Annotated in this window: 15 protein-coding genes; 5 read left to right on the top strand and 10 right to left on the bottom strand. The window is 37.5% G+C overall.

What is annotated here, in order from left to right; genetic code table 11:
* Positions 1-263: IS66 family insertion sequence element accessory protein TnpA (gene tnpA / locus G327_RS25110; RefSeq protein WP_019615190.1), on the bottom strand; the 263-nt coding region annotated here is incomplete at its 3' end.
* Between the two features lie 964 nt (positions 264-1,227).
* Here tnpA and G327_RS0118735 point away from each other — a divergent pair.
* Positions 1,228-2,547, top strand: coding sequence for an adenylate/guanylate cyclase domain-containing protein (locus tag G327_RS0118735; protein ID WP_019616344.1), 1,320 nt, complete (start codon positions 1,228-1,230; stop codon positions 2,545-2,547).
* A gap of 510 nt (positions 2,548-3,057) precedes the next feature.
* On the opposite strand, the gene G327_RS0118730 is transcribed toward G327_RS0118735, so the two are convergent.
* Entirely contained in the window at positions 3,058-3,849 is a 792-nt protein-coding gene (locus tag G327_RS0118730; protein WP_019616343.1) for a substrate-binding periplasmic protein, read from the bottom strand.
* A gap of 542 nt (positions 3,850-4,391) precedes the next feature.
* Here G327_RS0118730 and G327_RS0118725 point away from each other — a divergent pair.
* From G327_RS0118725 to G327_RS0118715, 3 genes are all read left to right on the top strand, one after another.
* A complete protein-coding gene (locus G327_RS0118725) occupies positions 4,392-4,877 on the top strand; it encodes a VOC family protein (RefSeq protein ID WP_019616342.1) in 486 nt (161 codons plus the stop codon).
* Between the two features lie 569 nt (positions 4,878-5,446).
* Positions 5,447-6,859: an alpha/beta fold hydrolase gene (locus G327_RS0118720; RefSeq protein WP_019616341.1), complete on the top strand. Its 1,413-nt coding sequence runs from the start codon at positions 5,447-5,449 to the stop codon at positions 6,857-6,859.
* Between the two features lie 149 nt (positions 6,860-7,008).
* Positions 7,009-7,515, top strand: coding sequence for a GNAT family N-acetyltransferase (locus G327_RS0118715; protein WP_026339442.1), 507 nt, complete (start codon positions 7,009-7,011; stop codon positions 7,513-7,515).
* Between the two features lie 158 nt (positions 7,516-7,673).
* Here the strand turns inward: G327_RS0118715 and G327_RS0118710 are convergent, their stop codons facing one another.
* From G327_RS0118710 to G327_RS0118680, 7 genes are all read right to left on the bottom strand, one after another.
* The gene (locus G327_RS0118710; protein WP_019616339.1) at positions 7,674-9,290 is read right to left on the bottom strand and encodes a B12-binding domain-containing radical SAM protein; all 1,617 of its coding nucleotides are present in this window, start codon (positions 9,288-9,290) and stop codon (positions 7,674-7,676) included.
* 435 nt (positions 9,291-9,725) lie between these two features.
* A complete protein-coding gene (locus G327_RS0118705) occupies positions 9,726-10,148 on the bottom strand; it encodes a hypothetical protein (protein WP_157601194.1) in 423 nt (140 codons plus the stop codon).
* 332 nt (positions 10,149-10,480) lie between these two features.
* Positions 10,481-10,576: an ATP-binding cassette domain-containing protein gene (locus G327_RS27570; protein WP_281167243.1), complete on the bottom strand. Its 96-nt coding sequence runs from the start codon at positions 10,574-10,576 to the stop codon at positions 10,481-10,483.
* A gap of 280 nt (positions 10,577-10,856) precedes the next feature.
* Positions 10,857-11,489 (bottom strand): hypothetical protein, encoded by a 633-nt coding sequence (locus tag G327_RS0118695; RefSeq protein ID WP_157601192.1) that lies wholly within the window; start codon positions 11,487-11,489, stop codon positions 10,857-10,859.
* Positions 11,490-11,679: 190 nt separating this feature from the next.
* On the bottom strand, positions 11,680-11,919 hold the full coding sequence (locus G327_RS0118690; protein WP_019616335.1) for a hypothetical protein: 240 nt from the start codon (positions 11,917-11,919) through the stop codon (positions 11,680-11,682).
* Positions 11,920-11,952: 33 nt separating this feature from the next.
* Positions 11,953-12,375: a hypothetical protein gene (locus G327_RS0118685; RefSeq protein WP_019616334.1), complete on the bottom strand. Its 423-nt coding sequence runs from the start codon at positions 12,373-12,375 to the stop codon at positions 11,953-11,955.
* A 32-nt stretch (positions 12,376-12,407) separates the two neighbouring features.
* On the bottom strand, positions 12,408-12,821 hold the full coding sequence (locus G327_RS0118680; RefSeq protein WP_019616333.1) for a hypothetical protein: 414 nt from the start codon (positions 12,819-12,821) through the stop codon (positions 12,408-12,410).
* A 375-nt stretch (positions 12,822-13,196) separates the two neighbouring features.
* Here G327_RS0118680 and G327_RS0118675 point away from each other — a divergent pair, with 375 nt between their 5' ends.
* Positions 13,197-13,667 carry a hypothetical protein gene (locus tag G327_RS0118675; protein ID WP_019616332.1) on the top strand — a complete coding sequence of 157 codons (471 nt, stop codon included), beginning with the start codon at positions 13,197-13,199 and terminating at the stop codon, positions 13,665-13,667.
* Positions 13,668-13,796: 129 nt separating this feature from the next.
* Here G327_RS0118675 and G327_RS0118670 read toward each other — a convergent pair whose 3' ends face one another.
* The gene (locus G327_RS0118670; RefSeq protein ID WP_019616331.1) at positions 13,797-14,375 is read right to left on the bottom strand and encodes a hypothetical protein; all 579 of its coding nucleotides are present in this window, start codon (positions 14,373-14,375) and stop codon (positions 13,797-13,799) included.
* Positions 14,376-14,580 lie beyond the last annotated feature (205 nt).

Here is a 14,580-nt window from a genome sequence, read left to right as displayed (position 1 = left end):
ACTGGTGAAACAGTGCCTGGTAATGATAAGGAGGTATTTGAAAAATGCAGTTGAATCGAATTTTTTGAAATCGGAACAGGTGCTGAAGCGGATTGAACTTTAACAAAAGACAGCGCTTCTGAAAGCGTGGTTATTTTGATCCGCCAGTTATAAAAAGACTTGCTGTTAAGGCTGTTATCACGACAAAATTGAGCAACGGTTAAGCCGCTTTCTTGCTGCTCTGTAATTAATTTTGTCCATTTATCTTTAGCTGTCAGTTTCATTCCAATCTCCTCAATATGTTTTAGAGGACTGTAATCAAGTTGGATATGAAATTGAACGTGTGGTTGGCCGGACGTTTACAATGATTAATGTTTTCGTAAACAGGTATGTGCCGGTCCCTTTTCGACCTTAGAAACCTAAGTCACTAACGCGCCATTGCGCCTCAAAATCATCGCTTAATTAACCTTAATAAAAAGAATACTTCTAGGGACTGTTGATCTTTGCCGGTTGAATTTTGTTCTATCTAAAAGCATTTCGAGCGTGGATATTTTTAAGAATAGTCAAACTGTTCTCGAAGATCATGCATGCTTTCCAGAATATAACCATCACTAGTGCCTTCGCAATTCAATCATCTAATTTGACTGAGAAAAGGTTTGGCTTTCCGCTTTCCCATATTAGAACTACATTCAGGTATGATGGATATGAAGTAATTCATAAAAAATCACGTAATTACAAGGACTTCCATGCAATACACTCACAGCTAGAGTGTTATAACTCACTAAAATTACAGGCAAAGTAAAAATACAAAATGTATTTACTGAGTTATCTGAAAATACACATACACAACTTCTCACCCAAAAAAATCAATATTTATCAAATATTGTGTGCCAACTAATTGTTTTTTATGATTGATATGGTCTAAGTTTTATCAAGAAAGCAGATTTAAAATGTGTATTAGTAAGAATGACGACTAATACTCTGTTGTGCAGATGGTCTAGAACCGTGTCATCAAAAGAGAAAGAGGATTCTGTGATTAACTATTTGCATGAAAACAAAGAGTGGATCTTCAGCGGGATAGGCGTTTTCATCCTATTGGTGATAGTTTTTCTTATCAAACGATCGAGAAGACGTTCCGTCCAAGAGTAACTCAGGTCAGTGTTCACTCTCCTCCAGTATATAAATTAAGAGAGGAGCTTGCTTCTCTTTTTTGTCATAAGTAACTTATTCAGTTTCAGGATTAGTAATATGCAGCCACTAAGCATTAACAATCAAGAAGAGAGTTCAATTGCTCTTTATATCAAGAAACATGATACTGCGGTATTGACTGTCATGTTCACTGATATTCAAGGCTTCACAGATATCACAGAAGAAATAGGTGACGAACTAGCAGTAGAATTGCGCTCTAAGCACGACAAAATATTGACTGATATAATACAAGATAATGATGCTGGACTAGTTATAAAGTTCATTGGCGACGCCGTCATGGCTGTTTTTGCAGAACCTAGTGCAGCCATTGATAAATCAGTAAAAATCCAAAATGCAATTGCAAAATTTAACCTCCAAGATAACAACTTACCTGCTATTAAAGTTCGTATCGGTCTGCATATGGGGCAAGTTACCGTTGAAGATACTATCGAGCTAGATATTTTTGGCAGACATGTTAATAGAGCAGCAAGAATTGAAAGCCTAGCACAAGGTGGTCAAATTCTTATGAGTTATTCTGTATATGACAGCGCACAGGGATGGGTGGTTGCTCAAAAAAATATAGACTCACAAGATCATGGCCGCTACGAACTAAAAGGTATTGACGGGGCAGTTCAAGTTTTCGAAGTCTATGATCCCAAGCTTACCTCACCAGTTACCCCCACGAAAGGTAAAGTAAAAGAAAGTAGTAATAAGAAATCGGTGTTAATGGCGGCAATATCTGCAGTGTTCGCTGTCGCGATACTTTTAACTTTTCAGTGGTACAAACATGTAGAACTAAGACTTGAGTCCTTTTATCCGCAAGATATGCGCCTGGCAGATAACACAAAAATCGCCCTTGCAGGAAATAAAGAGGATGCGAGTCGATTGGTCGAAAATGAGTTAGAACCTGGCAAACATCTCATTTATTATACCGTGGGAAAGAACCTTCGTTACTACACAGAGTTAGTACTAGAAAGAGGTTTAAATCAAGTCAAACCAAAGTTTAAAGAATGGCGTTTGCCATCGCTACATTACAGAATAAGTGACAATAAAACAAAATCAACTCCTTATACTAGATCGAAAGAATTCATTTTTTACAGTATTAACAATCAATTGATGTCTGAGAACTCAGCAAAATTGTCAATTGAAGTTGAACGAAAAGTTGAGAACAACCAAATAAACAATACAGTTTTGTTAACAATTGAGCATGAAGGAAATCTTATTGCCAATGAAGAAATATTTGTGACCCAGTTATTGAATTCAAAAATCGAAAGACAACCGAAGAAAACCATCTGGCAATCTGATTTATTTAATTATGAACTAAAGTTATATACCGGTAGAGGAGCTATTGATATTAGCATTATGGGTAATTTTAATTAATTCTTAACTTAATAAATGAGGGCATTCAAAATTATGTGTCAGGGTCATTTATTAAATATCCAGTACGCTATCTAAACGCCCTTCAAAATAAATTGCTAACTGAGACAAACAAAGATTCCAATTATAAAATTCTAATAATTCGCTTAATCGGACGTAATTTTCCGTATACTGAAACATCCCTTTAGGGTTACTTACATTAGCTAATTCATATCTAAAGTAGTTTGCAGGGAAGGAAAACGTTGATGTATAAGATGCCAGTCTTTACAAAATCTAGCAATAAGGATAGAAAGATCTTTATTCTCGCTATTGGAAGAAAATGAGCGTGCTAGTCAAGACGTTCGAAATCGGGGAAAATAAGTATTCGACGAATCGATGATGTTTCCATTTTATATTGATGATTCTGAGCTTTGCGGCATAAAACAAATTAGAACTTGCTGCAGATATTTTTTTAACATATTTAAAAGGTATGAGATGCCTGTTTCTTGATTAGATTTCAATCAACGGCTTTTACTATTGCTCATCGTTAATTGTCATATCAGCATAATAATCAATGTATTTTTTGATCAGCCTTTCAATGGTCCCATTTGCATGAAGTTTTTGTAGTTCGAGTTCTATTTGCGGAAGATATGGCAAATATTTAGACTTATTTGACATAGCCATATATAGATAATTTGAAATTACAGGCGTTTTTAATGTGACCACCTTTCCACTGTATCCATATTTCTTAGCTTGAATTAATCCTGTGTGCAGTCCCATGGGACCAAAATCAACTCGCCCCAGCTCTAATTTTTTGAAATTTTGTGATCGTCTTGTAACATACTCTAATTTTATATTTTCTATTAAAAACAGCTCAAATTCTTGCCCATAACTATCCCCCCAGAGAATACCTGCAGTTTTACCCTTTAGGTCTTCCCATTTCTCAAATTTGAACTCCTTTCCTTTCCATACAAAAATTACCATGGGATCTTCACTTAGAGGCGTTTTGGTAAACTTGGCATATTTCACTCTTTCATCTGTTCTGTAAGCCGCGATGATTAGATCCGCTTTACCACTCGCCACCGTCGCTAAACAGCGCCTCCAGTTGCCAATGCTCTTAGAAATAACTTCAATATCTAGTTCCCGGAAGATAATTTCAGCAATTTCTACCCCAGCACCGACTGTTTTTTCACCTTCTTTCCACATAAAAGGAGGATAGTCAGGGTGTCCGCATGCGATTATTTTTTCCTTTGCATAAGCCGTACTGACAAAAGAGACGATGCCGATTATTAGTGCAGCTGTAATAACTAATATTATTTTCAACACTCATTCTCCAATATTTAGTTAAAATATTGTGCAGTTTGTAAAATTGAGCAATTTATTCAGTAATCTTAATTTAAGGAGGCACTAAAAGTGTAGTTGTTTTTATGAAGCAATGGCAGCTTATGGTCTAATTAGACGACCTAAGTTTTGTCTTGAACTCGTATATACACATTCATAATCGCGAATAACCGAGCCTCGTAATCATTGATTACCATATCCGCAACTAGGGCAATCAGAAAACCAGTTAAAGCTTTGTTGTTCATTTATTATATGGGCTATTCAACAATATATTTTTGCGCTTGGTCCAGCACAACAATATTGCTCTCCTAAGGCCTGGGGCATACACAGTCACAGTGCCGTTACAGACAGCGGCAAAAATGTGGATCTCCTCTCTTCTATTTGCTGCATATAACCATTAGATCATTACAATAAATTATCTAAACAATAACAATTGATAATTTTACCGAATCACAGCTTCCCCATATACTTGCCGCATCAAAACAAACAAGCAGCTAATTACCAATTAACGTAAAGGTGAGATAAATATGAAGATGAGTCATGTGGGAATTATGGTTGGAGACATGGATAAAGCTGTAGAGTTTTATACTAAAGCACTAGGCCTTGAAATAGTCATGAACAATACTGAAGTCATAGAAGAAAGAGAGACTGCAATCGGCAAAATGTGTATTGCAGTATTTGGTTCTGGTTTTAAAGGATTTAACATCGCACACCTTATTACTACAGATGGTATCGGGGTAGAGCTGTTTGAGATGAAAGAAAGACAAGAAAAACACGACGTCGATTTCACAAAAATAGGTATCTTCCATTTTTGTTTAGAAACAGATGATTTCGAAGGCGTTATTGAGAAAGTTAAGCAATACGGCGGAAAAGCAAGAATGGAGACAATGAGATATCACCCTGAGGATGATAACAAACCGTACAAAATGGTCTATTTAGAAGACCCGTTTGGAAGCCTGTTTGAACTCTATTCTCATTCATATAAAGAAACATATTCTTCTGAGTATGAATAAAATAAATCGATCTGACTGGACGGCGCTCCGCCGCCAGTCTCAACAAATACTAAGCAGATGCTTCATCAATAGAGCAGACTCGTAAAACTCTTCAAATTATAATTAATACTTTTTCTCAGAGTATCCCTCTGCAGCTGCAAAGTGATTTCGGCAGCTGACTTATACTATTCCACATAATTAAATGATCTGAAATTACGAAGGGAAAATAAATGATAGTAAGGCGTTTGATTGAGCAATAGCCGGCTATTGGAATTGAAAACAACGAAGCTATCGTTAATTTTAACCAGTAAGACTGATCATATCTTTATGCGGATTAATGGTATTAGATAAATCAAAAAGCTTGTAAATCGATTTGTGCCGCCAGTGTAATAAACCAGTAAAAGCAAGCCTATGCAGGTCTAATAGATGAGTGATATATTACCTTCAAACAGCCCAATCAATTCTTTTGTGATCAGTGACTTGAAGTACGAACTAGTCGGTAATAAGTGTAGGTGTTCTTGGGGTTGTACCTTACTGTGAATTGTTATATTTTTATGCCGTAGTGAGTTGTTTTGTTTAAGGGTGAAAGGATGCTAAGAAGATTATCAATATATCTGTTGTTACTGCTGATCTCAGCCTGCTCTAGTCAACAACAAAAACAACCAATACCAGTCGCAGCTGCTGAATCGGATCAAGCTGAGCTGCAGCCTGCTGAACACTGGCAGTTATCCTATTTTGACGAGCCGATATTTAATAGTAAAGTTGCCGTGTTAGAAGCTGGTAACAAACATAACCCGCCTGTCATTTTAATTCATGGGCTTGGCCAGCTGGGTATGAAAGACTGGTTTAGTGTAATTCCAACTCTTGAAAAAAACTACCATGTGATAGCCCTCGACCTGCCGGGGTTCGGCCTTTCCGCCGATGCAGAGGGACGCTTTCTGCCGACTAATTATGCCCGTGTTATTGCCGCAGTTAACAGGCAGTATAACAACGAAAAAGCGATTATCATTGGTCACTCCATGGGTGCTGCGGTCGCTTTACGTTATACCGAACTGTATGCCGAATCAGTTAAACAGCTGATTTTGGTAGATGCTGCCGGACTATTAGAAAAGTCAGCTTTTATTAAACACATTGCAGCCTTTGAGTTTGGAGATGATTTACCTGTATTTGTGCAGCGGCAGATTAAGGGGTTAAATGAATTCAGCTCATCAATGGTAGAAGCCGGTACCAAAAACACCTCGATAACTAACTTTTTACAAGAAAATGATTATGCATGGAACTGGTTAGTGTCCGACTCAAGTAATATGAATGCCGCCTTAAGTTTGGTTGAAGAAGACTTTAGTCAAGCGGTTGCTCAGGTTGATGTACCGGTAAATATTATTTGGGGTGATAAAGATAACGTCGCCCCGCTTCGCACAGGCAAAGTACTTAATAAGCAGATGATAAATGCGCGTTTACAGGTGATTAAAGGGGCCGGGCATGTACCAATGAAAAGCCATCATGCTGAGTTTATAAGTACCTTAGAAACCGCACTCAACGAGTCAATTACAGAACAAAGTAGTCTAGCAAATACAGGGCAAAGCCAAGGTATTTTGGCCTGTCGCGGGCAAAGTGACAAAACCTATTCCGGCCATTATGATGAAATTGTAATGCAAGGCTGTGACAATATTAGACTGGTAAACATCAGTACAGATCGTTTATTCATTAAAGGCTCTGTGGTGGATATTGAAAACCTAAGTTTTAACAATACAAACAATCAGTTAGAATTCAACGAATCGGTTGTCACCATCACCAATGCTGATATATCCGGGCATAACACCATGTTAATCAACGGCAGTCGTTTGGATATGGCGGGGGTTTCTATTAAGGCAACAGGGGATGCGGTGATGATAGGAAATGGATCACGAATATCAGTATCCCTTAGCGATATTAACAGCCCTGAATATAAAGGTGTGGTGCATGGGGCTTTTTATCTTAAAAACCAGCCGTTGACAGGGCAATAATGGTGATTTAAATAAGATGCCTTTTCTGATCAGACTACGACAAAAGCTTATTATAGCAATGCGCTTAATATTGTGCTCTAAACTGCACAGCTAGTTTTTCGAACATGAACTAAATACCGTCAACAAATCCACTATGAATCGATAAAAACATGATAAACATTACAACAGAAAGGCTTTTCCTGCGTCCATTTCAAAGCCGTGATTTTGAAAAGGTCCATCAATTATTAAGCGACCCCGCCGTCATGCGTTATTCACTCAACGGCCCCTACTCTAAACAAAAAAGCATGGATTTTATTAATCAGTGCATTCTAAAATCAGAGAATAATGAGCCTAGTTTATTAGCCGTTATCGAGAAAAAGAACAACCAGTTGATTGGCTCATGTGGATTTTTTCCGCAAAAAATTCAAGGCCAGGAAGAGCTTGAACTAGGCTATCGCTTATTAAAAAATTACTGGGGGAAAGGATTGGCGACAGAAGCTGCAGCTGCGGTTAAAACTTATGCTTTTAATGAAATGGGCTTAACCCGCTTAATCTCATTGATAGAAACTGGCAATAAAGCTTCGGTGCGAGTCGCTGAAAAAAACGGCTTTAAGTTAGAAAAGCAGATGTTGTATGACGGTAGAATTTCTGTTGCCGTTTATGCAGCAGCTCGTTAAAAATCAACTATTCGGGCACAGTTTTTATGTCTATAAATCTGTGCCCAGTTTGACTTGACCGCCACATAACGCTTCATTCGACCATCATATAAGCCTTTAGCGAACATACTATAACAACGTTAAATTCCAGTGATTCTGAAAACTCAATATCACCGCTTTTAATGCGTATGCCGCTGCTGCCGCTGTGCTAACTTATTTGTCTTTGTTGATTCACTTTGCTGACCCGCATAAAGATTGAGGCTGCTGAAACGGCTTTTTAATTTAGTCGAGGGAAAGTCTAGTTCCATTTTAGAGACAACAAGTTGATGCCTATCTGGAAATAATGCTTCGACTGATTGTGAAACTAGCTCGTAAAGTCTTTTCTGGTTAATTTTGTGTGTTTGTTTCGTTTGGTTAAAGAGCCAGTCAGCGATCGCCATAAAATCATCAAAGGGATTTTCAGATATCATATCTGCAAGCGAATGTTTAAAATGTCCGGAATTACCAATCATGTCCCAGTATCGAGCAAAGCGGGTAAAACGCTGCATGGTCGAAAAATCAACACAATCATTACTTAATATAGTAAATGGCGGCAACGGACTAAAACGCAGGTCGAATGTTTCAGTGTGCCGGATTATCGGAGTACCTTTGAGGCGCTTTAAAATGCCCAGTTGAATCTCATGAGGACGGCAGTGATAAAGTTCGTTAAAGCTCTCTCTAAATGTTTCGAAGGTTTCACCCGGTAAACCAAAAATGAGATCAGCATGAATATGTGCGTTGGTATTTTCTCTTAACCAGATTAAATTTTCTTTTGATTTAGGATTATTCTGCTTACGGCTAATATTAGCCTGCACCTCTGGTTTAAAGGTTTGAATCCCTACTTCAAATTGTATACAGCCTTCAGGAAACTGAGTCAGCTGCTCTTTTAATTTTTTAGGTAGATGGTCTGGTACGACTTCAAAATGGAGAAAGAGATCATCGCTCATTTTATCTAAGAAAAACTGCATGATCTGCATGGTGGTTTGAATGTTTAAATTAAACGTTCTATCGATAAATTTAAAATTTCTCGCACCACGTTGATAGAGGATTTCCATCTGTTCAAGAAATAAGTCCAGTTCAAATGGATTTGATACTTTGTCCAATGATGATAAACAAAATTCACATTTAAACGGACAGCCTCGTGATGCTTCAACATAGAGCAGACGATGCTTTAAATCTGCATCGCTATAATACTGATAAGGCAATTCAATCTCTTTTAACTCAACCGGCTTAGATTTAATAATTTTTTTGTCAGGCTCGGCTGCATTTAAAATATCTTTACATAGTTGATAAAAACTTAAATCAGCCGCACCTGTCAATACAAAGTCTGCTGAGTCAACAATGGCCTGCTGCTCGGTTTCATAACTCACTTCCGGCCCGCCTAAAATGATCTTGATTTCCGGCGCGATCACCTTTAACAGGCTGACAACATTGGTCGTTTCAACTATGTTCCAGATATATACGCCAAAACCAACAATACCTGGTTTTGATTCTAAGATCTGCTCAACAATATCCATGGCACGCGTTTGAATAACAAACTCTTTTATCTCACAAGCGCTCTGTAATTCTTGTAAATTAGCGTACAGATAGCGTAATCCTAAACTTGCATGAATAAACCTTGCGTTAATCGTAGCAAGTACTATTTTAGATGAGGCTTTATCTTTGTGTGTACTCTGATTTGATGAGTCAGAACGATTATCATCAGTTAGATTTATCTGTGTAGCTGGTAGCTCAGGAGAGAATTTTTGCATTGCCATAGTGGTTCTTAAATACCTTGAAAGTCGAGCCGCAATAGTACAGCAATTGCTTAGGCTATACAGCCTCTTATTTAGCATAGAATAAGATGGTCACCCATTAGTAAGTTCCGTTCAAGCTGGTGTATAAGTTTCCTTGGTTTTATTTTCCAAGTAATTGTTCGTAGTTAAACGGCTAATTTGTTGTTTATTAATACACACCTAAAATCACAATACTGGCGTCAATATTCACCAGTCACAGCTCTGAATTAAAACGCTGTAGTCATGCAGTTTGTATGGCTGCTACTCTTGCTTTTATAAGCCTCAGTAATTATTTAGTGCCTACATTAATCCAATTCTTTGCAGATTTTTCTGCAACTCAACAGATCTATGGCTTGGCCTTATTTAAACCGTCCAGCACATTCAGTGCTGATTCAACGGTATTAAGAGTATTATCCATTACTTACACTCCTTCTGGAAATGTAACCCTTTAAAAACACCTGAGTCTTTTAATCCTAGGTATGGATAGTGGCTAAATGCTTTTAGCACTTCTGTTTGCACCTCCACTAATAACGTGTCAGACGAGAGTTCCGCCTCTATTTTTAAAGTACGCTCGAACTGATCTACTAAAATAATCCGGTATAATGACTTTTTATAAAAAAAGAAATATTCGGGATCTAAACTTCGTATATCAGCTTTACGCGTAAAGTAGAGATAGTAATTTTTATCATGATCAACAGACCAAACATAACCAGCATCAGCCTTATTCTGAAAATCCCCCCCGCGAATCGATAATAAAGTGTGCTTACGGTTATCACAGCAAGCATCCTCCATAATTTTATCTACAACTTGCTCTGTTATCACTTCAACTACATAACTCATATTTTCTCCTTTATCTGCATTGTTTTTTGCAAAATTTGTGCTGATAATATTGCGTAAAAGCATCTTGATGATATCAACACGACTTTCTAAAAAATAAAATCACCCCACCTGACTCGCCCATAACCTTGCATACTTTTCCTGTCGTTCAATCAAAGTCTTATGACAGCCCAACTCGCTTATCTGGCCTTTTTCTATCACCAATATGCGGTCACAGTGTCTGATGGTATTTAAGCGATGGGCGATACTGATCACCGTGCGGCCTTTGGTTATTTCGGGTAAACGGCTGATGATGGCGGCTTCCGATTCGTAATCCAGAGCACTGGTGGCTTCATCTAAAACCAGTATTTTGGGGCGGTGATCAATGCGCGCGCTAGTGCTAAACGCTGTTTCTGGCCGCCGGATAAACTGCCGCCGCGCTCACCATACAAAGTGTCGTCACCACCAACGCCGTATAGGTGATCGCCTTTAGCATCTCCAGCAAGCCCATCAGAGTCATTTTTACCAAATTGAGTTTGCGTCCCCCCATCCCTAGGAACTTTGTTGTCGCATCACCTGTGGCGAGTTTGAAATCTGTATTATGAGCCCAATAGAATCTATCTTCTGTTGAGGGTAAGACGTCACCTGCTATATCATCAATATTGCGCCGCATGATAAGTGCGAGTAGTTCAGCCCGATCATTTAAGTTTTGCGTAGAAAAATTGTCTGCATTTAACTCTCCGTTTTGGTTATGCTGAGCATATAAACTAGCGTTTCCTGTAACAGCAAAACTACTCTGAGTAGTAAGTGCGTAACGGTAGGCGTAACCATCGGTGTCTCCAATCGCAACTGTATATCACCAATGATATTAATTACGACTTCAGGACTTATATTTTTCTCATTAGAAGTAGATTTAAAGAGTGATGCTATTTCGTCGTCAGTCATTGAGTCTGAATTATTATTACTTACATCAATATATTCAATTAATTGAGCAACAGAAAGCACTTTTACACCAGTGATTGCATCTTCGTCTTCTTGGTCATTACTAAAAAATTCCCAGAGCTCTTCAACGAGGTTAACCGTCTTATCAAATTGTTCAAATAAGCCATCTAAAAAATCTGTTTTTCCTAAATATTCTCCGAAATTTTCGGCCAATAGATATATTTGAAGTATTGTACCTACAGGTATAAGCGGAGGAAATTTAGATATAAAAGCACCAAGTAGAGCTGCAACATCCGTCCATGATGCTTTCCCTTCACCTGATTTTTCTGCTATATCCGCTAAATTAACAGCCAAAGCAAGAGAACCACCAGTTGTGTTAAATGCTTGCTTTAAAAACTTTAAGTTTTCAGTATGTTCAGGCATTACAGCCACTAAAGCATTCACCAAGCTAACAGCAGCTTTAATGGCCTCCAGTGGGGTGTGATTATCAACATCATTTAAAACCGCATTCGCTTGATCAAGATCTTTTAGTTTGTTAGCCTCAGAGAATGCATCTATAAATCCATCTCTAACGGACAGCTGTGAATTAGCATTTGATATTTATAACTCCTTTTTAAAATTTAAGAAGGTTTAAACCAACCATCAATGTAATAACAAACATTAATGGGATATGAACAGCCATAAAGTAACCAATATTGGTAACAGCTTCCTGAGGAATTTTTAAACGCGCAACACCTCCCAGAACCATGCCATAAAACAAATTTAAAACACAAAAAAGCGTGAAGTTTTGAACAAAATACGCACTCGCCATCAAAATCATTAAAGATGCAATTGCATAAATTAAAAATTTCATTAATACCTCCCATATAAATAATGATAAAAAAAATTACAAAATGTCCATACATTCAAGGCTAATCCTGCATATAAAACCAATTGCTATCTCTTTTCTCAAAACAGCTTTAAGAGGGGCTCCTCGCTTGACTTTAGGAATGGTGTATTTTGTAAAGCGATCAAAAAAATCGGATTTAGGATCTCCACCAAACAAACGTAAAAAATAACCTTTAGGCGTTATCCTATTAGCTTCTTTTTCCTTTATTTTTGAGACAAAAAACAGCTCAGCAACATCCAATACCTCATCTTTAGATAACAATGCAGAATCATAACTTCCGGGCAGCGCTCCGTGTAGTAATACATAGTCATGATCAAAGGAAAAAGATATAAGGGGTAAACAATGGGTAAAGGCCGATACAAAATAGTTCAGCAAGATGCCAAGAATAAAAAGACCCTTAGCATATTCGTTTCTAATCAAAAAAATTTATCGACAGCGAGTTCCAGCCTTAATCATGTAAATGCAATAGAAAGCGGCCACCCCGAAACTTTGAGCGTATCACCTATCTTTGCACCCGGAACAGAATCTTCATAGATATAAAGATAAATATCGTCGACTTTAAGCTCAAATGTCTCTTCCCCCTCATAAAGGAGACTGCCGCTAATAACACCAACCGCATAACTGAGGCAGATACTTTCTCTGCATTCTTCCAGCTTAAATTGAGCGTTAACGCTTTCAATTATTTGATAGTCATCAACGCCGTAGTCAAAAAAGACATCACAAGGCTGGTTAAGATATTTTTCATCGGCAGTCGGCTCACTGTCAACAACATCGAGCTCGATACCCGACTCTAACTGGATTCTCCAGACATCATAGTCAGAGTCGTCTCGCGTGAGCTTTATTGGTGTGACTCTATTAGTTTTCATCTTTTGTCAGTATCCTGTGTGCAGAAGTCGTTATTTTTTGCATAGCTATCGATCAACTTTCCCAATATAAATGACAGCTGTTATCCCCAAGTGCGGGTCCGCATTGACAGGGAAACCGTCGTACTCTCTCTGCTCTCGATTCAAATTAGATTATCCCATTTTATCAGGTGATTGTAGTAAAGCTTTTTCAATTACGGAGCAATGTAATTGAGCATTACTTTATGAAATGGTTTTTTTGTTCTAAATTAAAAACTAAAATCAATATTCGCGTATATTCGCGACTGTAAATCAAAATGATCGCAGAAATTAACAAAGTGACACAGCATATCTACTTTGTGATTTGAGTTTAAAAAGTTTTAACCTAAGAAGATAACCATGAAAAAATTATTTGCACTTGCCTTTTCCTTAATGTTTGTTTCTAGTGCTTTTGCGAAAAAACCTTTAACTGAGACTCAAGTAGAGAACTGTATTTACTACGATGAAAAAATCACTCAAAAAGAAGGTAATATTAATAGATTAAAAGAAGTTATGAATGAGATTGACGATAAAATAGACTCATTTGACTATAAACTCGATAGAATTGAATCAGCTTTAACTCATACAATAGGAAGCAAAAGAAGTTATTTAATAAATGATTTTAATTCAATTAACTACGATCGAGACAATTATGTTGCTTTATACAATAAAGCTTTAAAAAAACAAAATTTAAGAGTTGACCAACACAATAAATATTTAGATAAATATAATCGTACTTGTAAAAATGCAACAATAAGAAAAAGCACACACGGTAAAGTATGTGGAAATAAAAATGCAAATTACTGCGATTTATTTGATTTCAGCGATTAAATTGAGTGATATATTTTTCATAGGGTTGATACAGCTGCCGCACACTCAAAGCTTTCAAAGCGTACGGCAAACTCATAAAGGCAGCTGACCAAAATTAATCAGAAACAGCACTGCCTAACTAATGACGTGTTACTTAACTTTATTTTTCCTAGACCAAAGCAATAGACCTAAGGATAAAATTAACAAGCCAATAGTATTCGGCCCTGGTACGTCGTTTACTGAGCCTCTAATAACAATATTTCTAAGACCCCAGCCCTCATCGCCTAACCCCTGCATGACACCATAATCAAACAGATAGCTGTTATTACCAGATAATAAATTATGGTTAACAGCAAACTGGGTTAGTCCGCCCCGGTAAAGCCCATGAGTCATTGTCGAAACAATTGTCACTCCAGGATCTTGAAAAGTAATATGAGTAGAGCCGCCGCCGCCCATATTAAAAGCACCGATAAATAGATTATTACCGTTAATATCTAATCTAAAAGTATCATCATAACCATTGTTACCATCTACAGTTCTATAACCAATTAAATCAAATGTTAATACTGCGCTTCCTGCTCCAGGTGAAACTACATTTTCAAGTACTGTTCCCCCGTTTAACGGCCCTAACGTATCAGCTGGCATCGCCACAAACGGGATTGCAGATGCACTCATAGTAGTTAAAGCGAAACACGCACTAGCAATAATAGTAGAAAAAGTTTTTAACATAGTTACTCTCCTTTCTCTGACAAATTAACGAATGTGTTACAGCAATTTTTTGTTGCTGCTTATAACCTTGCATTAAGTGTGCCTTAATAAAAAAAGCATAATTATCAAACTGATAGGTAAAGGCACTTTGAGAACGTGATTAATAGTGTAAATTAAACCGACACCTATGTTCGCTTGGTAGTCTGTTATGACTACCGCCTTAAGC

The sequence above is a fragment of the Psychromonas ossibalaenae ATCC BAA-1528 genome, from assembly GCF_000381745.1.
Classification (GTDB): domain Bacteria; phylum Pseudomonadota; class Gammaproteobacteria; order Enterobacterales; family Psychromonadaceae; genus Psychromonas; species Psychromonas ossibalaenae.
The sequence above is the reverse complement of the archived record's forward strand: the minus strand, read 5'-3'. Positions and strand labels throughout refer to the sequence as shown.